We start from the raw sequence: 22,149 nt of genomic DNA on the forward strand, positions 1-22,149 counted from the left end.
TTTTGGCTGTGATGAATCCAGAAACAACGTCTGACAAGCATACCCCGGCGGTGGATAACGAACTCGATATCCGCGGCCTGTGCTGCACCCTGTGGCGCGGCAAACCGTGGATAATCGGCATTGCGGTGCTGTTCGCGGCGGTCGCGCTGATCGTCTCTTATCTGGTTAAGCAAGAATGGAGCGCGACCGCAATCACCGACAAACCCACAGTGAATGCGCTGGGCGGTTACTACTCCCAGCAACAGTTCCTGCGCAATCTGGATGTGCGCACGTTGCCGGCGGCGGCGGGCGATCAGCCGAGCATCGCGGATGAAGCGTACAATGAGTTCATCATGCAACTGGCGGCTTACGATACGCGTCGCGATTTCTGGCTGCAGAGTGATTATTACAAGCAACGTCAGGAAGGGGATGCCCGCGCCGATGCGGCGCTGCTCGACGAGCTGATCAACAACATCCTGTTCACGCCGCGTGACGACAAAAAAGTCCCGAACGACGGCGTGAAGCTGACGGCGGAAACCGCCGCGGACGCCAACCGCCTGCTGCGTCAATACGTGGCTTTCGCCAGCCACCGTGCTGCTCTGCACCTGAACGAAGAGATCCAAGGGGCATGGGCCGCTCGCACCACCTCGATGAAGGCGCAGGTCAAGCGTCAGGAAGCGGTGGCAGAGTCGGTTTACAAGCGCGAGCTGAATACCACGCAGCAGGCGCTGAAAATCGCTGAAAGCCAGGGGATTAGCCGCACGCAAACCGACACTCCGGCCGAGCAACTGCCGGATTCTGATCTGTTCCTGCTGGGCCGGCCAATGCTGCAGGCACGTCTGGAAGGCCTGCAGGCCTCCGGCCCGACCTACGATCTGGATTACGATCAGAACCGCGCGATGCTGGCGACGCTGAACGTTGGCCCGACGTTGGATGAGAAGTTCCAGACCTATCGTTATTTGCGCACGCCGGAAGAGCCGGTAAAACGTGACAGCCCACGCCGGGTATTCTGGCTGATTCTGTGGGGCGCGATGGGCGCTTTGGTTGGCGCGGGTGTTGCCTTGGCGCGTCGGCCGCGTAGTTAAAAAATAATATAATAATCTGATGCAGGGCGCGTGAGCTCCCCATTCGCAGGCGGTGCCTGCGATTAACCGACCAAAAGAGATTCGCTGTGAAAGTGTTGACTGTTTTCGGCACCAGACCTGAAGCCATTAAAATGGCGCCGCTGGTACATGCACTGGCCCAGGATGAGGCCTTTGACGCAAGAGTCTGCGTAACGGCACAGCATCGTGAGATGTTGGATCAGGTATTGCGGTTGTTTGAGATCACGCCGGATTACGACCTGAACATCATGAAACCCGGCCAGGGGCTAACGGAAATCACCTGTCGCATCCTGGAAGGGTTGAAAGGGGTGCTGGAAGACTTCAAACCGGACGTGGTGCTGGTGCACGGCGATACCACCACCACGCTGGCGACCAGCCTGGCGGCGTTCTATCAACGCATCCCCGTTGGGCATGTCGAGGCCGGGCTGCGTACCGGCAATCTGTATTCTCCCTGGCCGGAAGAGGCCAACCGCAAACTGACCGGCCATCTGGCGATGTACCATTTCGCGCCAACCGAGAACTCGCGCCAGAATCTGTTGCGCGAGCTGCTGCCGGACAACCGCATTTTCGTGACCGGCAATACGGTAATCGACGCGCTGTTCTGGGTGCGCGACCGCGTGATGAGTGATGCTGCGCTGCGCGCGGGCCTGGCACAGCGTTACCCGTTCCTCGACGCCGACAAGAAACTGATCTTGGTCACCGGCCATCGCCGCGAAAGCTTTGGCGGCGGCTTTGAGCGGATTTGCAGCGCGCTGGCGGAGATCGCCAGCAATCACCCGGAAGTGCAGGTGGTGTATCCGGTGCATCTCAATCCAAACGTCAGTGAGCCGGTGAATCGCATTTTGAAAGGTATCGACAACGTCATGCTGATCGAACCGCAGGATTATCTGCCGTTTGTCTATTTGATGACCCAGGCTTACATGATCCTGACCGATTCCGGCGGCATTCAGGAAGAGGCGCCCTCGTTAGGCAAACCGGTGCTGGTGATGCGCGACACCACCGAACGCCCGGAGGCGGTAGATGCGGGCACGGTGCGTCTGGTCGGCACCGACGTGGCCAAAATTGTTGAAGCGGTGACCCGGCTGTTGACGGACGAAAGCGAATATCACGCGATGAGTCGGGCGCACAACCCGTACGGTGACGGGCATGCCTGTCAGCGTATCCTCGAAGCTTTAAAGAATCATCAGGTGAAACTATGAGTTTTGACACTATTTCGGTTATCGGCCTGGGTTATATCGGCTTGCCAACGGCGGCGGCGTTTGCCTCCCGCAAGAAAAAAGTGGTGGGTGTAGATGTTAACCAACATGCGGTAGATACCATTAACCGCGGCGCGATCCACATCGTTGAGCCGGATCTGGATAAAGTGGTCAAGGACGCCGTCGACGGCGGGTTCCTGCAGGCGGTGACCAAACCACGGGCGGCCGATGCGTTCCTGATCGCAGTGCCTACCCCGTTCAAAGGCGATCACGAGCCGGATCTGGCCTATGTCGAAGCGGCGGCGAAATCGCTGGCGCCGGTGCTGAAAAAAGGCGATCTGGTGATCCTGGAGTCCACCTCGCCGGTGGGCGCCACCGAACAAATGGCAGAATGGCTGGCGCAGGCGCGCAGCGATCTCAGCTTCCCGCAGCACGCGGGTGAAGCGGCGGACGTGAATATCGCCTACTGCCCGGAGCGCGTGTTGCCGGGGCAGGTGATGGTGGAGCTGATTCAAAACGACCGCGTGATCGGCGGCATGACGCCGAAGTGCTCGGAGCGCGCCAGCGCGCTGTACAAGATTTTCCTCGAGGGCGAATGCGTGATCACCAATTCGCGCACCGCCGAGATGTGCAAGCTGACGGAAAACAGCTTCCGCGACGTGAATATCGCCTTTGCCAACGAACTGTCGCTGATTTGCGCCGAGCAGGGGATCAACGTCTGGGAGCTTATCCGCCTGGCAAACCGCCATCCACGGGTGAATATTCTGCAGCCGGGGCCGGGCGTCGGCGGTCACTGCATTGCCGTCGATCCGTGGTTTATCGTGGCGCAGAATCCGCAGCAGGCGCGCCTGATCCACACCGCACGCCTGGTGAACGACGGCAAACCGCTGTGGGTGGTCGACCGTGTGAAAGCGGCGGTGGCCGATTGCCTGGCCGCCACCGACAAGCGCGCGTCCGAGGTGAAAATTGCCTGTTTCGGCCTGGCCTTCAAGCCGAATATCGACGATTTGCGTGAAAGCCCGGCGGTAGAGGTGGCGCACCTGATCGCCGAATGGCACGTCGGCGAAACGCTGGCGGTGGAACCGAACGTCGAACAGTTGCCGAAGTCGCTGGCGGGCCATGTGACGTTGACGCCGATTGCCGAGGCGTTGCAGCAGGCCGATGTGATCGTGATGTTGGTCGATCACCAACAGTTCAGGGCCATCCGGCCGGAAGATGTAAAACAAACATGGGTTGTTGATACCAAAGGAGTATGGCGTTGAAACGTATTTTAGTTACCGGTGGTGCCGGTTTCATTGGCTCCGCAGTTGTGCGGCACATCATCGAGGCCACCGGCGACAGCGTGGTGGTGGTGGATAAGCTGACTTATGCCGGTAACCTCGAGTCGCTGGCGGTGGTGGCCGAGAGCGAGCGCTATGCTTTTGAGCAGGTCGACATCTGCGATCGCGCCGGGTTGGATCGGGTATTTGCCCAGTATCAACCGGATGTAGTGATGCACCTGGCGGCGGAAAGCCACGTCGATCGTTCTATCGACGGCCCGGCGGCCTTTATCGAGACTAACGTGGTTGGCACTTACACGATGCTGGAAGCGGCGCGCCATTACTGGCAGCCGTTGGCGGCGGAGAAGAAGCTGGCTTTCCGTTTCCATCATATCTCCACCGACGAAGTGTACGGCGACCTGCACGGCACCGACGATCTGTTCACCGAAACCACGCCCTATGCGCCGAGCAGTCCGTATTCCGCCTCCAAGGCGTCGAGCGATCATCTGGTGCGTGCCTGGTTACGCACCTACGGTTTGCCGACCCTCGTGACTAACTGTTCGAATAACTACGGTCCTTATCACTTCCCGGAGAAGTTAATTCCGTTGGTGATCCTGAATGCGGTAGCCGGCAAACCGCTGCCGGTATACGGCAACGGCGCGCAGGTGCGTGACTGGTTGTATGTCGAGGATCACGCGCGTGCGCTCTATCAGGTCGTGACCGAAGGCGTGGTGGGCGAAACTTACAATATTGGTGGCCACAACGAGCGCAAGAATATCGAAGTGGTACAGACCATTTGCGATCTGCTGGAGGAACTGGCGCCAAACAAACCAGAAGGCGTGGCGAACTACCGCGATCTCATCATTTACGTGAAGGATCGCCCGGGCCACGACATGCGTTATGCCATCGACGCTGGCAAAATCGATCGTGAGTTGGGCTGGCGGCCGCAGGAAACCTTCGAAAGCGGCATTCGCAAGACGGTAGCCTGGTACCTGGCTAACGAAACCTGGTGGCGCCGGGTGCAAGACGGCTCTTATGCCGGCGAGCGTTTAGGGTTGTCAGATTAATTTAACGCCGCGTCGCTCTGCGGCGGCGCGGCGGTTTTTGGAGTAAGTATGAAAGGTATTATTCTGGCTGGCGGTTCCGGTACGCGTCTGCATCCGATCACTCGTGGCGTGTCCAAGCAACTGCTGCCGATTTATGACAAGCCGATGATCTATTACCCGATGTCGGTACTGATGCTGGCGGGGATCCGCGACATTTTGATCATCTCGACCCCGGAAGATCTGCCGTCCTTCGAACGTTTGTTGGGTAACGGCGAACAGTTCGGCGTCAATCTCAGCTACGCTGCGCAGCCTAAGCCTGAAGGTCTGGCGCAGGCGTTTCTGATCGGCGAGGAGTTTATCAACGGCGATTCTTGCTGCCTGGTGTTGGGCGATAACATCTTCTTCGGCCAATCTTTCAGCCCGAAATTAAAAACCGTCGCGGCCCGCACCGAAGGGGCCACCGTGTTCGGTTATCAGGTCATGGATCCTGAACGCTTTGGCGTGGTGGAGTTTGACGGCAACTTCCGTGCGCTGTCGATCGAAGAGAAACCGAAGAAACCGAAATCCGATTGGGCGGTGACCGGTCTGTACTTCTACGATAGCCAAGTGGTGGAGTTTGCCAAGCAGGTGAAGCCTTCTGAGCGCGGCGAGCTGGAAATCACCAGCATCAACCAGATGTATCTGGAGCGCGGTGAACTGACCGTCGAGCTGTTGGGACGCGGTTTCGCCTGGTTGGACACCGGGACTCACGACAGTCTGCTGGAAGCCAGCAGCTTCGTGCAGACGGTAGAAAAACGCCAGGGCTTTAAAATCGCCTGTCTAGAGGAAATTGCCTGGCGCAACGGTTGGCTGGATGACAAGGGACTCAAACGTGCCGCCAACGCCTTGTCGAAAACCGGTTACGGTAAGTACCTGTTGGATCTGCTGCATGTGCGTCCACGCCACTATTGAGCCTTTGGCGTGGGAAAGCGAGTTTTTCGCGCTAGACAGCGCGAAACTCAGCTTCTCCTCCTCGGCTCCGGCGCTTGCCGAAGCCGATCTGGCGGCTTATGCCTTGGTGCAGGCCAAAGTCCCCGCTCAGCACCTTGCGTTGGCGGACGGTCTGGCTGATTTGGGATTTCGCCTGGTTGAGGGCGAGGTCGATCTGGTTCTGGCTCTTGAGCATGATCACGTGGTTGAACCGGGTTTCGTCGCCCAGACGTCCCGCCTGGCGGCAGAAGCCGATATCCCGGCATTGCGCACCGCGGCGGCTCAGGCGTTCACCGTCAGCCGCTTTCGTACCCCCTGGTATCAACCTGATGACAGCGGCCGGTTTTATGCTTTGTGGATCGAAAAGGCCGTTCTGGGCACCTTCGATCATCAGTGCCTGTTGGCGCTGGACGAACAGGGGCGGCCAGAGGGATTTGTCAGCCTGCGTGACATTGGCGGCCAGGAAATGCGTATCGGCCTGCTGGCGGCTTTCCCCGGCGTATCAGGCCGGGGCATTGGCACTCGGCTGATGACTGCGGCGCTGGCCGAATGTCGGCGGCAAGGAATGCAGCGCCTGCGGGTCGCGACCCAGACAGGCAATATCGCCGCATTACGACTCTATCAACGACAGGGTGCCGTGATTGAAAGCACCGCGTACTGGTTATACAGAGGTAGACATGATTCCATTTAACGCTCCACCGGTTGTTGGCACTGAACTGGAATATATGCAGGCTGCCATGGGCAGCGGCAAATTGTGCGGCGACGGCGGCTTTACCCGTCGCTGCCAGCAGTGGATGGAACAGCGTTTCGGCAGCGCGAAAGTGTTGTTGACGCCTTCCTGCACCGCGTCGTTGGAAATGGCCGCCATCCTGCTGGATATTCAGCCGGGTGACGAAGTGATCATGCCGAGCTTTACCTTCGTTTCAACCGCCAACGCCTTTGTGCTGCGCGGTGCCAAAGTGGTGTTCGTCGACCTGCGCCCGGACACCATGAACATCGACGAAACCAAAATCGAAGCGGCGATCACCGATAAAACCCGCGCGATTGTGCCAGTGCACTATGCCGGCGTTGCCTGCGAGATGGATACCATCATGGCGCTGGCGAAGAAATATAACCTGTTCGTGGTGGAAGACGCCGCGCAGGGTGTGATGTCGACCTACAAAGGCAAGGCATTGGGCACCATTGGCCATATCGGCTGCTTCAGCTTCCATGAAACCAAAAACTACACCGCCGGCGGCGAAGGCGGCGCGACGCTGGTGAACGATCCGGCCCTGATCGATCGGGCGGAAGTCATCCGCGAGAAAGGCACCAACCGCAGCCAGTTCTTCCGTGGCCAGGTCGATAAATATACCTGGCGCGACATCGGTTCCAGCTATTTGATGTCTGACCTGCAGGCCGCTTACCTGTGGGGCCAGCTGGAAGTGGCGGAACGCATCAACCAGCGCCGTTTGGCACTGTGGCAGAAGTACTACGACAGCTTCCTGTCGTTGGCAAAGGCCGGCCGCATCGAACTGCCGAGCATCCCAGCCGACTGCGTGCATAACGCGCACATGTTCTATATCAAGCTGCGTGATATCGAAGAGCGCACGGCCTTTATCGACTACCTGAAGGAAGCCGAAATCATGGCCGTGTTCCACTATATCCCGCTGCATGACTGCCCGGCCGGCGAACAGTTTGGCCGCTTTGCCGGCGAAGATCGTTACACCACGCAGGAAAGTGCGCGTCTGGTGCGCTTGCCGCTGTTCTACAATATGTCTGATGTCAATCAGCGTACGGTAATCAATACCATCCTGAGCTTCTTTGCCTGATATGTCGTTGGCAAAAGCATCGATATGGACCGCCGGCTCCACGCTGATCAAAATTGGCGTGGGGCTCTTGGTGGTGAAACTGCTGGCGGTAGCGTTTGGCCCCAGCGGCGTGGGGCAGGCGGGTAACTTTCGCCAGTTGATCACCGTGCTGGGCGTGCTGTCCGGCGCGGGTATTTTTAACGGTATAACCAAATACGTTGCGGAGTACCATCAGGATCCGCAGCGTTTGCGCCTGGCGGTCGGTACCGCGTCGAGCATCGTGCTGGGCTTTTCGACCTTGCTGGCGCTGGTGTTTCTGTTCGCCGCCGAACCGATCAGCATCGGGCTGTTCGGGCATGCCGATTACGTCGGCGTGGTGCGCGCCGTCGCTTTCATTCAGATGGGCATCGCCTACGCCAACCTGTTCATGGCGGTGCTGAAAGGCTATCGCGACGCGATGGGCAATGCGCTGGCGGTGATCGGCGGCAGCCTGATCGGCGTGGTGGCATATTACCTGTGCTTCAAGCTGGGTGGCTATGAAGGCGCGCTGGCGGGGCTGGCGCTGGTGCCGGCGTTGGTGGTGCTGCCGGCCGGGCTGATGTTGTGGCGGCGCAAAACGCTGCCGCTGCGCTATTTGGCGCTGCGCTGGGACAAACGGGTGGCCGGTAACCTCGGCAAATTCACCGTCATGGCGTTGATCACCTCGGTGACGCTGCCGGTGGCCTACGTCATGATGCGAAACCTGCTGGCCGCGCATTACGGCTGGGATGAGGTGGGGATCTGGCAAGGCGTCAGCAGCATTTCCGATGCCTATCTGCAGTTTATCACCGCCTCGTTTACCGTCTATCTGCTGCCGACGCTGTCGCGGCTGACGGACAAGGGCGCCATCTCGCGGGAGATCGTGCGCTCGCTGAAATTCGTGCTGCCGGCGGTAGCGGCAGCGAGCTTTACGGTCTGGGTGCTGCGCGATTTCGCTATCTGGCTGCTGTTCTCGGATAAATTCGTCGCCATGCGCGATCTGTTTGCCTGGCAACTGGTGGGCGACGTGCTGAAAGTCGGGGCTTATGTGTTCGGCTATCTGGTGATCGCTAAAGCGTCGCTGCGCTTTTATATCCTGACGGAAGTCAGCCAGTTTCTGCTGCTGACGCTGTTCTCGCACTGGCTGATCCCGCAGCACGGCGCGCTGGGTGCGGCTCAGGCCTATATGGCAACCTACATCGTGTATTTCGCGCTCTGTAGCTGCGTGTTTCTTATTTATCGTAGACGAGTATGACCATACTGATTCACGTTCTGGGATCCGATATCCCGCATCATAACCAGACGGTGCTGCGCTTCTTCAACGACGTGCTGGCGCCGCGTCTGCCGGCTGAGCAGACGCGGCATTTTATGGTGGCGGCCAAGGATGTGGCGGCACTGGGGGATTTCCCCGCCCTGAACATTGAGCCTTACGCCGACAAGAAAAGTCTGGCGGCGGCGGTGATCGCCCGCGCCCAGGCCGATCGCGCTGCACGCTTCTTCCTGCACGGCCAGTTCAATCCGGGGCTGTGGCTGGCGCTGCTGAGCGGCAAGATCAAGGCGCGTCAGGTCAGTTGGCATATTTGGGGCGCCGATCTGTACGAAGACGCCACCAGCTGGAAATTCAGGCTGTTTTATCTGCTGCGCCGCATTGCCCAGGGGCGGGTGGGGAATGTATTTGCTACCCGCGGCGACGTGATTCACTACCAGCAGCGCCATGCGCGGGTACCGGCTTCGCTGCTGTACTTCCCGACCCGCATGGATCCGGCGCTGACCGACGTTCACGTCGAGAAAAATCTGGCCGGGCCGATGACGATTCTGGTGGGCAACTCCGGCGATCGCAGCAATCGGCATATCGAAGCACTGCAGGCGATCCATCAGCAGTTCGGCGCCGACGTGCGCGTGATCCTGCCGATGGGCTATCCGGCCAATAACGACGCTTACATCGAGCAGGTGCGTGCCGCCGGATTGCCGCTGTTCGGCGAGAAAAATCTGCAGCTGCTCACGCAGCAGGTGGCATTTGAAGACTACCTCAATATTCTGCGCGCCTGCGATCTCGGCTATTTCATTTTCAATCGCCAGCAGGGGATAGGCACCCTGTGCCTGCTGATTCAGTTTGGCGTGCCTTTCGTGCTCAGCCGGCAGAACCCGTTCTGGCAGGATTTGGCGGAACAGCACCTGCCGGTGCTGTTCTACGGCGATTCTCTCGACGAGGCGGTGGTGCGCGAAGCGCAGCGTCAGCTGGCGGCGGTAGATAAACAGGCGATCGCCTTCTTCAATCCGAACTATGTCGACGGCTGGCAGCAAGCTCTGGCGCTGGCGGCGGGAGAGCTCTCATGACGTTGGCGCAATTCGGCGGCCTGTTCGTCGTCTACCTGGTCAGCCTGACGTTTATTCTGACGCTGACCTACCAGGAGTTTCGGCGCGTGCGCTTTAACTTCAACGTCTTCTTCTCGCTGCTGTATTTGCTGACGTTTTATTTCGGCTTCCCGCTGACCTGTCTGCTAGTGTTTCAGTTTGACGTCGAGGTGGTACCGGTGGAGTTTCTGCTGTACGCCTTGCTGTCGGCGACGGCGTTTTACGCCATCTATTACGTCACCTACAAGACCCGGCTGCGCAAGCGCCGCTCTCAGCCGCGTGCGGCGCTGTTCACCATGAACCGGGTGGAAACCCATATGACCTGGGTGCTTCTGGCCCTGGTGGCGATCGGGACCGTGGGTATCTTCTTCATGCAGAACGGCTTCCTGCTGTTCAAGCTCAATTCCTACAGCCAGATCTTCTCCAGCGACGTGTCCGGCGTGGCGCTCAAACGGTTCTTCTACTTCTTCATTCCGGCGATGCTGGTGGTCTATTTCCTGCGGCAGGATCTGCGCGCCTGGTTCTTGTTCCTGGTGGCGACGGCGGCGTTCGGCATTCTGACCTACGTCATCGTCGGCGGCACCCGCGCCAATATCATCATCGCCTTCGCGCTGTTCCTGTTTATCGGTATCGTGCGCGGCTGGATCACGCTGTGGATGTTGGCGGCGGCGGGCATATTCGGTGTGGTCGGCATGTTCTGGCTGGCGTTGAAGCGCTACAGCCTGGACGTCAGCGGCGCGGAAGCGTTTTATACCTTCCTTTATCTGACCCGCGATACTTTCTCGCCGTGGGAAAACCTGGCGCTGCTGCTGCAAAATTACGACAAGATCGATTTCCAGGGCCTGGCGCCGATCTTGCGTGATTTCTACGTCTTTATCCCAACGTGGCTATGGCCGGGCCGGCCGGACGTGGTGCTGAACTCGGCCAACTATTTCACCTGGGAAGTGCTGAACAACCACTCCGGGCTGGCGATATCCCCGACGCTGATCGGTTCGCTGGTGGTGATGGGCGGCGCGCTGTTTATCCCGCTCGGCGCGATTCTGGTGGGCATGATCATCAAGTGGTTCGACTGGCTGTATGAGTTGGGCAAAACCGAGCCGAACCGCTATAAGGCGGCTATCCTGCAAGGATTCTGCTTCGGCGCGGTGTTCAACATGATTGTGTTGGCGCGCGAAGGGGTGGATTCATTCGTGTCGCGCGTGGTGTTCTTCTGCATTATTTTCGGCGCCTGTCTGGTGCTGGCGAAGTTGCTGTATTGGCTGTTCGATACCGCCGGGCTGATCAAGGCCAGAGTGACGCGCGCCCGCGCGCTGGCGTCTCCGCCTCGGGTGAACGGTCTTTTGTAAGGGTAATGAGAACGATGGAAACAAAGATTTCGGTGCCGCAGTATGAGCTGCGCGGTTTCAGCCTGTGGGGCTTTCGCGATATGGCGCACTGCATGGACTTTCTGTTCGACGGCGGCCGGGTCAAACAGGGCACGCTGGTGGCCATGAACGCGGAAAAGATCCTGAAGGCGGAAGAGGACCCGGCGCTGCATGCGTTGCTGGATGAGGCGGAGTACAAGTACGCCGACGGCATCAGCATGGTGCGCTCGATTCGCCGCAAATACCCGGCGGCGGACGTTTCGCGCGTTGCGGGCGCCGATCTGTGGGAAGCCTTGATGCAGCGCGCCGGTCGTGAAGGCACGCTGGTCTTCCTGGTCGGCGGCAAGCCGGAGGTGCTGGCGGAAACCGAGCAAAAGCTGCGCAGCCAGTGGAATGTCAACCTGGTGGGTAGCCAGGATGGCTATTTCAAACCGGAGCAACGTGAGGCGCTGTTCGAGCGTATTCGCGCCAGCGGTGCCGCTATCGTGACGGTGGCGATGGGATCGCCGAAGCAGGAGATCCTGATGCGCGACTGCCGCAAGGTGCATCCGCAGGCGCTGTACATGGGCGTGGGCGGCACCTACGACGTCTTTACCGGCCACGTGAAGCGTGCGCCCAAGGTGTGGCAGAACCTCGGTCTGGAGTGGCTCTACCGCCTGCTCAGCCAGCCCAGCCGCATCGGCCGGCAGTTGAAGCTGTTGAAGTTTGTCGGCTACTACTACAGCGGCAAGATGTAACCTCTACATCCGGGGCGGAAAGTGCTGTTCCGCTCCGGTCTGCTGTACCAATAATCTGCTTTTGCACGTTTCTCCCGCATATCTATAACCCCCAGCCCTAAACGCAGCCGCATTTATTCCATAAAGTTTTAAATTGCGGTTTGCTTATAGCGGCGAAATGCGAAACGATACCGCCCGGAAATTATCCCCGGCCGCTGAAGCCTGATGCGACAGCGCTGAACGATGTTCTTCTCACGGTAACTTCGCTCCGACTACCCGTTGATGCCAACCCGAACGGCAGGGGATGATTTATTCTTTTAATAATGACAATAACGACCGGCAGCGGCCGGCAGGCAAACACAACCCGAGAAAAATTATTGAGGATTTATGGCACACAAAGAGAAACCGCAAGGGCTACACCGGGGCCTTGAGGCCCGGCACATCGAGCTTATCGCTCTGGGGGGCACCATCGGCGTCGGCCTGTTTATGGGTTCGGCCAGTACGCTGAAATGGGCCGGGCCGTCGGTGCTGCTGGCTTACATCATCGCCGGGCTGTTCGTGTTTTTCATTATGCGTTCGATGGGGGAGATGTTGTTCCTCGAGCCGGTCGCCGGGTCGTTTGCCGTTTACGCGCATAAGTACATGAATCCCTACTTCGGTTACCTGACCGCCTGGGGCTACTGGTTTATGTGGATCGCCGTTGGTATTTCTGAGATCACCGCCATCGGGGTGTATGTGCAGTTCTGGTTCCCGGAAATACCGCAGTGGGTGCCTGCACTGATCGCCGTGGCGATGGTGGCGCTGGCCAACCTGGCGGCGGTGCGCCTGTACGGTGAGCTGGAGTTCTGGTTCGCCATGATCAAGGTCACCACCATCATCGTGATGATTCTGGTGGGGCTGGGGGTGATCTTCTTCGGTTTCGGCAACGGCGGTGAGCCTATCGGTTTCGCCAATCTGACGGCGCACGGCGGTTTCTTTGCCGGTGGCTGGAAAGGCTTCCTGTTTGCGCTGTGCATCGTGGTGGCGTCCTATCAGGGGGTTGAGCTGGTAGGCATCACCGCCGGGGAAGCCAAGAACCCGCAGGTGACGCTGAAACGCGCGATCAACAATATCCTGTGGCGCATCCTGATCTTCTATGTCGGCGCAATCTTCGTCATCGTGACCATCTTCCCGTGGAACGGCATCGGCACCACCGGCAGCCCGTTTGTGCTGACCTTCGCCAAGATCGGCATCGTCGCCGCCGCCGGCATTATCAACTTTGTGGTGCTGACCGCCGCGCTCTCCGGTTGCAACAGCGGCATGTACAGCGGCGGCCGCATGCTGTACGCCCTGGCCAAGAACCGCCAACTGCCGGCGGCGTTGACCAAGCTTTCCGCCAGCGGTGTGCCGGTGAACTGCATTGCCGTCACCATCGCCTGTCTGTTGGTGGGGTCCGCGCTGAACTACATTATCCCGAATCCGGAGCAGGTGTTCGTGTATGTCTACAGCGCCAGCGTGCTGCCGGGCATGGTGCCGTGGTTCGTGGTGCTGATAAGCCAGCTCTATTTCCGCCGTGCCCATAAGGAAGCGATCAAAACCCACAGCTTTAAGTCGATCATGTTCCCGTATGTGAACTATCTGACCATCGCTTTTCTGGTTTGCGTGCTGGTCGGCATGGGAATCAACCCAGATACGCGAATTTCCCTGCTGGTCGGGGCGATTTTCTTAGCCGGCGTCAGCCTGTGCTACTTCGCTTTCGGTATGCATAAGAAACATCATCCGGCTGAAAATCGGGTAGAAACGCGGCAATAAACGGTGAAAAGGGGCTACGGAGTGCGCTTTCCTGCGCAGGAGTGAGCAAAGCGTAATCAAACGCAACATTTCTGCGAAAAAGCACTAGACAGGATTGGCGTAAATCCGTAGTATCCCCTCCCGCAACGGCGCTACGCGCCCGTAGCTCAGCTGGATAGAGCGCTGCCCTCCGGAGGCAGAGGTCTCAGGTTCGAATCCTGTCGGGCGCGCCATTAAGTTTGTGCGCAGGAGCTGCGGTGGTAATATTACCGCGTGAGTAAGAAGAAGTAGTAATGGTGGCTATAGCTCAGTTGGTAGAGCCCTGGATTGTGATTCCAGTTGTCGTGGGTTCGAGTCCCATTAGCCACCCCACTTCCTAACGAAGTGAAGATTTAGCAGTATTTTGTGACAGTGCGAAGGTGGCGGAATTGGTAGACGCGCTAGCTTCAGGTGTTAGTGTTCTTACGGACGTGAGGGTTCAAGTCCCTCTCTTCGCACCACGCAAAATATCTGATAAATATAAGATTTATATGGACAACGGTCTGATAAATCGGGTAGTATGAGCAACACAAATCGGCGAGTAGCGCAGCTTGGTAGCGCAACTGGTTTGGGACCAGTGGGTCGGAGGTTCGAATCCTCTCTCGCCGACCACATTCAAAGAAACCGACGCAAGTCGGTTTTTTTACGCCTGCAGTTTATGAGGATGAGTACCTCCGCAGGAGGTTCGAGCCTCGCGAAGCGAGACAACGTTGCTTTAGCAACGGCCCGTAGGGCGCGCATCAACGATGCGCGTAATCCTCTCTCGCCGACCACATTCAAAGAAACCGACGCAAGTCGGTTTTTTTACGCCTGCAGTTTATGAGGATGAGTACCTCCGCAGGAGGTTCGAGCCTCGCGAAGCGAGACAACGTTGCTTTAGCAACGGCCCGTAGGGCGCGCATCAACGATGCGCGTAATCCTCTCTCGCCGACCACTTTCAAAGAAACCGACGCAAGTCGGTTTTTTTACATCTGCCGTTTATGAGAGCAAGTTTTCTCAGCATGACGAAGCTAATACCGACAAGCCCGTGCAGCAATGCGCGGGTTTTTTGCGTATCGAAGGATGGGCATTTTGTCTCTGCTGGCAAGCGTGTTGGTTTTCAGCGACAACGCCATCCAGCGCTGTCGTCAGGTTGAGACAAATAATTCATTGATTTAAAAAGATAAAGTTGGCTTTGGCTTAAGTCGTCGTTTTGAGGCGACATCCTGATAACGGCCGCTGGCAAGGAATGCCAGGAAGTGGTTTGCAACGCAAAGGATGGAATTAAATAAAAATCAATATTTTCAATATCTTGAATTCTATTTTCTTATGGGGATGGACTCAATATAAAAGTTGGCACGCCAAATGCTATATCTATAGCGTAGATGCTCATTCCACCTCTTATGTTCGCCTTAGGCTTCATAAACCCTGGGAATGACGCAGAGCCGATTTAGGGTGCCTATCGCCCACGAGAACGATGACTAACCCGTCATCACGCTCAGGGCAGAACGTTGAGTGAGGCACCGCCCCTGTTGTCCTAGACCTGATTGCTTCTTTATACACTTGCCATACGGCAAGTGTTTTTTTTGCGCCACAGAAAAACCCTGAGCAAAAAAAAGCGCGGCATCGGGGCCGCGCTCTTCTCTCTCGGGCAGGGCGTTATTCGCCGCCGTTCTGTTTCAGCGTCAACATCAGCCCCTCACGCCGCATCTGCGCCGCTTCATCCGAACGATGCAGTTTCTCCAGCGTATCGGCCAGCCAGGCGTAATCGTAGGCGTCCGGACGCTGTTTCAGCGCTTCGCGGAAGGCGTCGGCCGCTTGCTGCCACTCGCCGTGCTTCATCAGCAGTTGCCCCAGCGTGCTGTTTAACAGCGGCGTCGCGCCGTGTTGTTTCATCTGCTGACGCAGCGCTTTCTCAAGCTGCTCGGGGTTGCCGGACTTCAGCCGCGGCAGCAACAGCACCAGGCGCTCGTCGTATTGGCGCTTCAGGCTGTCGAGCACAATCTCCTGCGCCAGCTCGTGGTCGTTGCATTCGATCAGGTGTTCCACCATCGCGATTTGCAGCGGCACCTCGTGACGCGTCTTGCGGCTCTGATCTTTCCACCAGCGCTTCAGGCCTTCACTGCCTTCGTCCGCCATCGCCTGATTCATCAGACCGATGTAAGCCTGCTGCTGCAACGCCTGCAGCTGCTCTTCGCTGTGCAGTTCGATTTTACGCATCGACGGCAGCACTTCCAGCAGCGACGCGTAGGCGCCGGTGCGCAGATAGGCTTGTTCCGCCAGGCGCAGCACTTCCGGATGGCGCGGCGCCTGGTTCAGCAGGCGATCGACGCCGTGGCGCGCGGCGTGGTTCTCGCCCTGCGCCAGCTGGATGCGAACCCGGGTGATATCCACCGGCAGCTGATCGGTGTCGGCGGCTTCGGCGGCGCGTTCCAGATATTGATTGGTACGGAAGTCATCGCCGCGTTGCTGCGCGGCCTCGGCGGCCAGCAGGTAGTTCACCACCGGCTGTTCAGCGTGATCGGCGTTGCGCGTCATCAGCTTCTCAACCTGCTTATAGTCGCCTTCCGCCAGTTTGATCAGCGCGGCTTTGGTTTGCTGGCGCGCGCGGGTGCGCTTGCGGCCGATAAACCAACCACGCGTGCGGGCGCCGGTACGGAAGATGCGGCGCAGGATCCACTCGATCGCCAGCAGCACCACGAACAGCAGCACCAACATGATCACCAGGCCGGTGACGCTGGTTTCGATATTGTAGTTATCGGTCTGGATCAGCACGTAGCCCTGATGCCCGGCCAACATCGGCCCGAGCACCACGCTGGCGATCACCACCAGGAACAGAAATAGCACGCGTAACATGGCTTAACCCTCCTGGTGAGCGGCAGGGGACTGGGTCATCAGGTTGCGCACCCGGGTCTGCATCACTTTTTCGAGCAGCGGCTGGCTTTTCAGCTGATCCGGCACGTCCATCGAGATCGACTGTTGGCTCAGGTTATCCAGCTCTTCCAGGAAAGCCTTGGTCGCCGGATCGGTGGTGTCGAAATAGGCGCGCACCCAGGTGGAGACGGTTTCCAGCGATTGCTTGTAGGTCTCGTTCTGGTGGCGTGGGATGGCCTGTGCGGCCACCAGCAGGCGCGAACGGATATTTTCGCGCAGGTAGATGTCCTGGTTCGGCGCCAGCAGCGGTTCGGCGCTGGTATCGCGACGGCGGATGGTGATGAAGTCAGCCATGAAATTGCGCCAGCTCTTGGCCAGGTTCTGCCGCCATTCGCCGATCGAGCCGGAGAGCTCGCTGCTGTTTTGATCCATCGGCGCTTCGTCGGTGTCGTTATCGGCCAGGCGCAGGTTATCCACCTGGTTGGACAGCTGATTGACCTTGAGGATGATGCCGTCGTAATCGACCTGGGTCAGCGTAGAAAGCGTGCTGATGTCTTCGGTAATGGCGCGGCGCACGTCGAGCAGGCTAGGATCGTTCATGTCCGCCAGGCTGGCGTCGGCGCTTTTCAGCAACGCGGCGGCGCTGGTCACGTCTTGATCGCTCCACAGCTTGCGGCCGGCCATTTTCACCAGGAAATCGGCCTGCGCCAGCAGCCAGGTTTTGGCGTCGCTGCCGGAGATGGTCGCCACTTTTTCCTGCAGCTCGCTCAGTTGACGCGCCAGATTCGCCTGCTCGCGATCGGCGGCGTCCAGGGTTTTACCCTGCTGCTGCAGCAGGCCTTCCAGCGCATTTCTTTCCTGCTGTTGGCTCTGCTTCACGCCTTCAAGCTGCTGCTGCAGCGCCTGATTGGCGGCGATCAGCTGTTGCGCCTGCTTGTGCGTGTGGTAATAGCCGCCCGCACCGAGGGCGATGACCAGCACGATAGCGATCGCGCCGAGCACCGGGCCGGTGTTCTTGCCTTTGCGGCTGGCAGCGGCTGGCTGCTGGGAGCTCTCAACCGCGGTGGTTGGCTCTTCAACCGGGGCGGCTGGGGTATTTTGTTCCGTCATAGTGGCACATCCCATAGTCAGATTATTGTAGCGCGCGGATCAGCGCGTCATTATCGGCGTTGTCAGCTACCCGAATCGTACGCCAGCCCAAATCCCGGGCGAGGGTAGCCAGGCGTTCGCTCACTACTACCAGGCGGCAACGCAGCAGCCATGAAGAACGATAGTAATCAGGAACTAAAGTATAGAGCTGTTGTAACATTTCACCGCTGGTCACCACCAGCGTATCCACACCGGCACGCTGCCAGTGGGCGCTTTGCTCGCTGCCGTCGTAGTGCACCGGGCTGCGTTGATAGCATTCATAATAGCTGACGTCGGCGCCGCGCTCGCTCAGCGTTGTGCCCAGCAACTCGCGGCCGCCGTTGCCGCGTAAAATCAGCGCGCGTTTGCCCGCCAGTTTCTGCAGCGCCGGCAGCAGCAGCAGCGTTTCGCTGATCTCGCGCTCGCGCGGGTATTCCACCGGCAAACTGCTGATGCGGTGCAGCGCCAGCCCGGTGGTACGGCCAATGGCGTAATAGGCCAGGTGAGCGGGCCAGCTCAGTCCGGCGCGGCCGATGACCGAATCGGCATAGTTCACCGAATGCTGCGACAGCACGAATACCAGATCGCCGGCGTTCAACTGCTGCAACGCCTGCGGCAGCTGCGGCAGATCGCTGCCGGGGGCGAAGTCGATCAGCGGTGCATGATAGGCAACCCGGCCGAGTGCGCGCAGCCGGCTCACTAACCGCTCTCCCGAAGGCGATGGGCGGGTTACCAGGATCGTCATGCCGGCGGATTTCCCTGATAAACCTCGCGCAGGATCTCGCGCGCGCCGCGCGCCAGCAACTCTTCCGCCAGCTCAACGCCCATCCGTTCGGCCTCGGCGGCCGGGCCGCGGCGTTCGCCGCGCACCATCTGGCTGCCGTCCGGCGCGCCGACCAGGGCGCGCAGCCACAGGCTGTCGCCATCCAGTTCGGCATAGCTGCCGATCGGCACCTGGCAGCCGCCTTCCAGGCGGGTGTTCATCGCCCGCTCGGCGCGCACGCGGGTTTCGGTGGCCGCATGGTTCAGCGGCGCCAGCAGCGCGCGGGTGACGCTGTCGTCGAGACGGCATTCAATGCCGACCGCACCCTGGCCGACCGCCGGCAGGCACTCTTCGGCACTCAGCGGGCTGCGGATGCGTTGCTCCAGCCCCAGGCGCTTCAGGCCGGCCACCGCCAGAATAATCGCGTCGTAGTCGCCGTTGTCCAGCTTGGCCAGGCGAGTGCCGACGTTGCCGCGCAGGTCGCGTACGATCAGGTCCGGGCGGCGTTCGCGCAGTTGGCACTGGCGGCGCAGGCTGGAGGTGCCGACCACGCTGCCCTGCGGCAGCTGATCGAGCGAGGCGAAACGATTGGAAACAAAAGCGTCGCGCGGATCTTCGCGTTCGCAAATGGTGGTCAAACCGAGGCCGGCAGGGAAATCGACCGGCACGTCTTTCATCGAGTGCACGGCGATGTCGGCGCGGCCTTCCAGCAGCGCGAGCTCGAGTTCTTTAACAAACAGGCCTTTACCGCCGACTTTCGCCAGCGGCGTATCCAGAATAACGTCGCCGCGCGTCACCATCGGCACCAACTCGACCTGCAGGCCGGGATGGCTGGCCATCAGACGTTGCTGCACATAATGTGCTTGCCAGAGTGCAAGCGGGCTTTGTCGGGTGGCAATTCGAATAATTTTGTCTAACATGCTTGTTACCGTTTTTATATTTCGCCATCCATCCTACCACTGAGAGCCAATACTGTCAGTGCAAGAAGCCGGAGGCGGAAAAAGGACAACGGAATCAAAGGGACGTGTGATGTGCTTTGGGGCAGTTAACACTGCGGGTAAATCGTTTAGGGAAGCGCTACAATAATTGTGAAGCGTTACCTCCTTTACGGTCAATCAGCAAGGTGTTAAATTGATCACGTTTCCAGCAATAAGTCGCCAAATATTCTTCTTACACTAACGGCGCTTATGGAATACGGGTTTTTTTCTAAACACCGGGATAATCAGGCGAGACGTCTTGTACCTCTACATCGAGACATTGAAGCAGAGACTGGATGCGATCAATCAGCTACGCGTCGATCGCGCCCTAGCGGCTATGAAGCCCGCGTTTCAACGGGTATACAGTCTGCTGCCCACCTTACTGCACCACCACCACCCGCTGATGCCGGGTTACCTGAACGGTAACGTTCCCCATGGCATTTGCCTCTACACGCCTGATGAAACTCAACAAGATTACCTGAACGATTTAGAAGACAAATGGGGCAGCCCGTTTGACAAGCCGGCCAGCGGCGAGCTGCCGATCACCGGCGTCTACTCGATGGGCAGCACCTCGTCTATCGGCCAAAGCTGCAGCTCGGATCTCGACATCTGGGTCTGCCACCAGTCCTGGCTGGACAACGAAGAACGCACCCGTTTGCAGCAAAAATGCAGCCTGCTTGAGAAGTGGGCCGCCTCGATGGGGGTGGAAGTCAGCTTCTTCCTGATCGACGAAAACCGCTTCCGCCATAATGAAAGCGGCAGCCTGGGTGGCGAAGACTGCGGCTCGACGCAGCACATCCTGTTGCTCGATGAATTCTATCGCACCGCTGTGCGCCTGGCTGGCAAACGCATCCTGTGGAACATGGTACCGGGCGAAGAAGAAGCGCACTACGATGAATACGTGCTGTCGCTGTACGCGCAGGGTGCGCTGACGCCGAACGAGTGGCTGGATCTCGGTGGCCTGAGTTCGCTGTCGGCGGAAGAGTACTTCGGCGCCAGCCTGTGGCAGCTGTACAAGAGCATCGATTCGCCTTACAAGGCGGTGCTGAAGACCCTGCTGCTGGAAGCCTATTCCTGGGAATACCCCAATACCCAACTGCTGGCGACGGACATCAAACACCGGCTGCATCAGGGTGAGATCGTCAGCTTCGGGCTTGATGCCTACTGCATGATGCTTGAGCGCGTGACCCGCTACCTGACCGACATCAACGACACCACCCGCCTCGATCTGGCCCGCCGCTGTTTTTACCTGAAAGTATGTGAAAAGCTGTCGCTGGCCAAGGCCTGCGTCGGCTGGCGACGCGAGATCCTCAGCCAATTGGTCAGCGAGTGGGGCTGGAGCGAAGAGCGTCTGGCGATGCTGGATAACCGCGCCAACTGGAAAATCGAGCGGGTGCGCGAAGCGCATAACGAACTGCTCGACGCGATGATGCAAAGCTACCGCAACCTGATCCGTTTCGCTCGCCGCAACAACCTCAGCGTCAGCGCCAGCCCGCAGGATATCGGCGTGCTGACCCGCAAACTGTATGCGGCGTTCGAAGCGCTGCCCGGCAAGGTGACGCTGGTGAACCCGCAGATTTCACCGGACCTGTCGGAAAACGATTTAACCTTTATTCACGTGCCGGTTGGCCGCGCCAACCGCACCGGCTGGTACCTGTATAATCAGGCACCGGCTATGGATTCGATCGTCAGCCATCAGCCGCTGGAATATAACCGCTACCTGAACAAGCTGGTGGCCTGGGCCTATTTCAACGGCCTGCTAACGCCGCAGACCCGCCTGCACATCAAGAGCGGCAACCTGTGCGACACCGCCAAGCTGCAGGAGCTGGTGGCCGACGTTTCTCATCACTTCCCGCTGCGCCTGCCGGCGCCGACGCCGAAAGCGCTGTACAGCCCGTGCGAAATTCGCCATCTGGCCATCATCGTCAATCTGGAAAACGATCCGACCGCCGCCTTCCGCAATCAGGTGGTGCACTTCGATTTCCGCAAACTGGACGTGTTCAGCTTCGGCCAGCAGCAGCAGTGTTTGGTGGGCAGTATCGATCTGCTGTATCGCAACTCCTGGAACGAAGTGCGTACCCTGCATTTCAGCGGCGAGCAGTCGGTGCTGGAAGCGCTGAAGACCATTCTCGGCAAAATGCACCAGGACGCCGCGCCGCCGGAGTCGGTGGAAGTGTTCTGCTACAGCCAGCACCTGCGCGGCCTGATCCGCACCCGTATCCAGCAGCTGGTGTCGGAGTGCATCGAGCTGCGCCTGTCCAGTACCCGGCTGGAACCCGGCCGCTTCAAGGCGGTGCGCGTTGCCGGGCAGACTTGGGGGCTGTTCTTCGAGCGCCTGAGCGTGTCGGTGCAGAAGCTGGAGAATGCGGTGGAGTTTTACGGCGCCATCTCCAACAACAAGCTGCACGGCCTGTCTATCAAGGTGGAAACCGATCAGGTGCATCTGCCGCCGGTGGTGGACGGCTTCGCCAGCGAGGGGATCATCCAGTTCTTCTTCGAAGACACCTCAGACGACAAGGGCTTCAACATCTATATTCTGGATGAGTCGAATCGGGTGGAGGTATATCACCACTGCGAGGGCAGTAAAGAGGAGCTGGTGCGCGACGTCAGCCGCTTCTACTCCTCGTCGCACGATCGCTTCACCTACGGCTCCAGCTTCATCAACTTCAATCTGCCGCAGTTCTATCAGATCGTGCAACTCGACGGTCGCACGCAGGTGATCCCGTTCCGCAGCAACGTGCTGTCCAGCCTGTGCGTGACGGTGGCCGACGGCGCCGCTCAGCCGCTGAAACAGCAGTTCCAGCTGCATTGACGCCGCAAGGGCTCG

17 protein-coding genes, 4 tRNA genes and 2 other RNA genes are annotated in these 22,149 nt (G+C 59.0%); 19 read left to right on the plus strand and 4 right to left on the minus strand.

The features are described 5' to 3' along the window. Positions 1–11: 11 nt before the first annotated feature. From wzzE to ACSJLU_RS00895, 18 genes are all read left to right on the plus strand, one after another. Complete coding sequence (gene wzzE / locus ACSJLU_RS00810; protein ID WP_043142257.1) at positions 12–1,064, plus strand: ECA polysaccharide chain length modulation protein; 1,053 nt, start codon at positions 12–14, stop codon at positions 1,062–1,064. 86 nt (positions 1,065–1,150) lie between these two features. Beyond that, complete coding sequence (wecB, locus tag ACSJLU_RS00815) at positions 1,151–2,281, plus strand: non-hydrolyzing UDP-N-acetylglucosamine 2-epimerase (RefSeq protein WP_043142254.1); 1,131 nt, start codon at positions 1,151–1,153, stop codon at positions 2,279–2,281. Beyond that, positions 2,278–3,540 carry a UDP-N-acetyl-D-mannosamine dehydrogenase gene (wecC, locus tag ACSJLU_RS00820; protein ID WP_049203647.1) on the plus strand — a complete coding sequence of 421 codons (1,263 nt, stop codon included), beginning with the start codon at positions 2,278–2,280 and terminating at the stop codon, positions 3,538–3,540. The genes wecB and wecC overlap by 4 nt, the downstream gene beginning before the upstream one ends. Further along, a complete protein-coding gene (rffG, locus tag ACSJLU_RS00825; protein ID WP_187181939.1) occupies positions 3,531–4,604 on the plus strand; it encodes a dTDP-glucose 4,6-dehydratase in 1,074 nt (357 codons plus the stop codon). Before wecC ends, rffG begins: the two co-directional genes overlap by 10 nt. Positions 4,605–4,652: 48 nt before the next feature. Next, a complete protein-coding gene (rfbA, locus tag ACSJLU_RS00830) occupies positions 4,653–5,534 on the plus strand; it encodes a glucose-1-phosphate thymidylyltransferase RfbA (protein ID WP_043142249.1) in 882 nt (293 codons plus the stop codon). Beyond that, a complete protein-coding gene (gene rffC, locus ACSJLU_RS00835; RefSeq protein WP_043142245.1) occupies positions 5,512–6,243 on the plus strand; it encodes a dTDP-4-amino-4,6-dideoxy-D-galactose acyltransferase in 732 nt (243 codons plus the stop codon). The genes rfbA and rffC overlap by 23 nt, the downstream gene beginning before the upstream one ends. Continuing rightward, positions 6,230–7,360 (plus strand): dTDP-4-amino-4,6-dideoxygalactose transaminase, encoded by a 1,131-nt coding sequence (gene rffA, locus ACSJLU_RS00840; RefSeq protein ID WP_049203642.1) that lies wholly within the window; start codon positions 6,230–6,232, stop codon positions 7,358–7,360. Before rffC ends, rffA begins: the two co-directional genes overlap by 14 nt. Position 7,361: 1 nt before the next feature. Then, the gene (wzxE, locus tag ACSJLU_RS00845; RefSeq protein ID WP_025304863.1) at positions 7,362–8,612 is read left to right on the plus strand and encodes a lipid III flippase WzxE; all 1,251 of its coding nucleotides are present in this window, start codon (positions 7,362–7,364) and stop codon (positions 8,610–8,612) included. Further along, positions 8,609–9,694: a TDP-N-acetylfucosamine:lipid II N-acetylfucosaminyltransferase gene (locus ACSJLU_RS00850; RefSeq protein ID WP_342096846.1), complete on the plus strand. Its 1,086-nt coding sequence runs from the start codon at positions 8,609–8,611 to the stop codon at positions 9,692–9,694. The genes wzxE and ACSJLU_RS00850 overlap by 4 nt, the downstream gene beginning before the upstream one ends. Next, the gene (wzyE, locus tag ACSJLU_RS00855) at positions 9,691–11,058 is read left to right on the plus strand and encodes an ECA oligosaccharide polymerase (protein WP_342096847.1); all 1,368 of its coding nucleotides are present in this window, start codon (positions 9,691–9,693) and stop codon (positions 11,056–11,058) included. The genes ACSJLU_RS00850 and wzyE overlap by 4 nt, the downstream gene beginning before the upstream one ends. A 14-nt stretch (positions 11,059–11,072) precedes the next feature. Next, positions 11,073–11,813, plus strand: a complete 741-nt coding sequence (gene wecG, locus ACSJLU_RS00860) for a lipopolysaccharide N-acetylmannosaminouronosyltransferase (RefSeq protein WP_342096848.1) — start codon at positions 11,073–11,075, stop codon at positions 11,811–11,813. Between the two features lie 366 nt (positions 11,814–12,179). Next, positions 12,180–13,583, plus strand: coding sequence for a bifunctional threonine/serine APC transporter ThrP (gene thrP / locus ACSJLU_RS00865; RefSeq protein ID WP_025304867.1), 1,404 nt, complete (start codon positions 12,180–12,182; stop codon positions 13,581–13,583). 135 nt (positions 13,584–13,718) lie between these two features. Then, positions 13,719–13,795: transfer RNA gene (locus tag ACSJLU_RS00870), tRNA-Arg, on the plus strand. 63 nt (positions 13,796–13,858) lie between these two features. Next, positions 13,859–13,934: transfer RNA gene (locus ACSJLU_RS00875), tRNA-His, on the plus strand. 41 nt (positions 13,935–13,975) lie between these two features. Further along, positions 13,976–14,062: transfer RNA gene (locus ACSJLU_RS00880), tRNA-Leu, on the plus strand. A 74-nt stretch (positions 14,063–14,136) separates the two neighbouring features. After that, positions 14,137–14,213, plus strand: a tRNA-Pro gene (locus ACSJLU_RS00885). Between the two features lie 32 nt (positions 14,214–14,245). Then, positions 14,246–14,374: non-coding RNA, RtT sRNA (locus ACSJLU_RS00890), on the plus strand. Positions 14,375–14,406: 32 nt separating this feature from the next. Then, a non-coding RNA gene (locus tag ACSJLU_RS00895) (RtT sRNA) lies at positions 14,407–14,535 on the plus strand. A gap of 704 nt (positions 14,536–15,239) precedes the next feature. On the opposite strand, the gene hemY is transcribed toward ACSJLU_RS00895, so the two are convergent. From hemY to hemC, 4 genes are read right to left on the minus strand one after another with little or no spacing between them, the layout of a single operon-like run. Then, the gene (gene hemY / locus ACSJLU_RS00900; RefSeq protein WP_004934228.1) at positions 15,240–16,436 is read right to left on the minus strand and encodes a protoheme IX biogenesis protein HemY; all 1,197 of its coding nucleotides are present in this window, start codon (positions 16,434–16,436) and stop codon (positions 15,240–15,242) included. 3 nt (positions 16,437–16,439) lie between these two features. After that, the gene (gene hemX, locus ACSJLU_RS00905) at positions 16,440–17,564 is read right to left on the minus strand and encodes a uroporphyrinogen-III C-methyltransferase (RefSeq protein ID WP_016929498.1); all 1,125 of its coding nucleotides are present in this window, start codon (positions 17,562–17,564) and stop codon (positions 16,440–16,442) included. A gap of 22 nt (positions 17,565–17,586) precedes the next feature. Beyond that, positions 17,587–18,327, minus strand: coding sequence for a uroporphyrinogen-III synthase (hemD, locus tag ACSJLU_RS00910; RefSeq protein WP_025304868.1), 741 nt, complete (start codon positions 18,325–18,327; stop codon positions 17,587–17,589). After that, entirely contained in the window at positions 18,324–19,265 is a 942-nt protein-coding gene (gene hemC, locus ACSJLU_RS00915) for a hydroxymethylbilane synthase (protein WP_041037210.1), read from the minus strand. The genes hemD and hemC overlap by 4 nt, the downstream gene beginning before the upstream one ends. Positions 19,266–19,581: 316 nt before the next feature. On the opposite strand from hemC, the gene ACSJLU_RS00920 reads away from it, so the two are divergent. Beyond that, a complete protein-coding gene (locus ACSJLU_RS00920; RefSeq protein ID WP_019452546.1) occupies positions 19,582–22,134 on the plus strand; it encodes a class I adenylate cyclase in 2,553 nt (850 codons plus the stop codon). Positions 22,135–22,149 lie beyond the last annotated feature (15 nt).

Origin of the sequence: Serratia bockelmannii, from assembly GCF_051803255.1 — a bacterium.
In the GTDB taxonomy this organism is placed as follows: Bacteria; Pseudomonadota; Gammaproteobacteria; order Enterobacterales; family Enterobacteriaceae; genus Serratia; species Serratia bockelmannii.

What these genes read in the sequence shown, in the direction of transcription:
- wzzE (WP_043142257.1), top strand. Translation starts at nt 12, where the DNA reads ATGAATCCAGAAACAACGTCTGACAAGCATACCCCGGCGGTGGATAAC.
- wecC (WP_049203647.1), top strand. Translation starts at nt 2,278, where the DNA reads ATGAGTTTTGACACTATTTCGGTTATCGGCCTGGGTTATATCGGCTTG.
- rffG (WP_187181939.1), top strand. Translation starts at nt 3,531, where the DNA reads ATGGCGTTGAAACGTATTTTAGTTACCGGTGGTGCCGGTTTCATTGGC.
- rfbA (WP_043142249.1), top strand. Translation starts at nt 4,653, where the DNA reads ATGAAAGGTATTATTCTGGCTGGCGGTTCCGGTACGCGTCTGCATCCG.
- rffC (WP_043142245.1), top strand. Translation starts at nt 5,512, where the DNA reads ATGTGCGTCCACGCCACTATTGAGCCTTTGGCGTGGGAAAGCGAGTTT.
- rffA (WP_049203642.1), top strand. Translation starts at nt 6,230, where the DNA reads ATGATTCCATTTAACGCTCCACCGGTTGTTGGCACTGAACTGGAATAT.
- wzxE (WP_025304863.1), top strand. Translation starts at nt 7,362, where the DNA reads ATGTCGTTGGCAAAAGCATCGATATGGACCGCCGGCTCCACGCTGATC.
- ACSJLU_RS00850 (WP_342096846.1), top strand. Translation starts at nt 8,609, where the DNA reads ATGACCATACTGATTCACGTTCTGGGATCCGATATCCCGCATCATAAC.
- wzyE (WP_342096847.1), top strand. Translation starts at nt 9,691, where the DNA reads ATGACGTTGGCGCAATTCGGCGGCCTGTTCGTCGTCTACCTGGTCAGC.
- wecG (WP_342096848.1), top strand. Translation starts at nt 11,073, where the DNA reads ATGGAAACAAAGATTTCGGTGCCGCAGTATGAGCTGCGCGGTTTCAGC.
- thrP (WP_025304867.1), top strand. Translation starts at nt 12,180, where the DNA reads ATGGCACACAAAGAGAAACCGCAAGGGCTACACCGGGGCCTTGAGGCC.
- hemY (WP_004934228.1), bottom strand. Translation starts at nt 16,436, where the DNA reads ATGTTACGCGTGCTATTTCTGTTCCTGGTGGTGATCGCCAGCGTGGTG.
- hemX (WP_016929498.1), bottom strand. Translation starts at nt 17,564, where the DNA reads ATGACGGAACAAAATACCCCAGCCGCCCCGGTTGAAGAGCCAACCACC.
- hemD (WP_025304868.1), bottom strand. Translation starts at nt 18,327, where the DNA reads ATGACGATCCTGGTAACCCGCCCATCGCCTTCGGGAGAGCGGTTAGTG.
- hemC (WP_041037210.1), bottom strand. Translation starts at nt 19,265, where the DNA reads ATGTTAGACAAAATTATTCGAATTGCCACCCGACAAAGCCCGCTTGCA.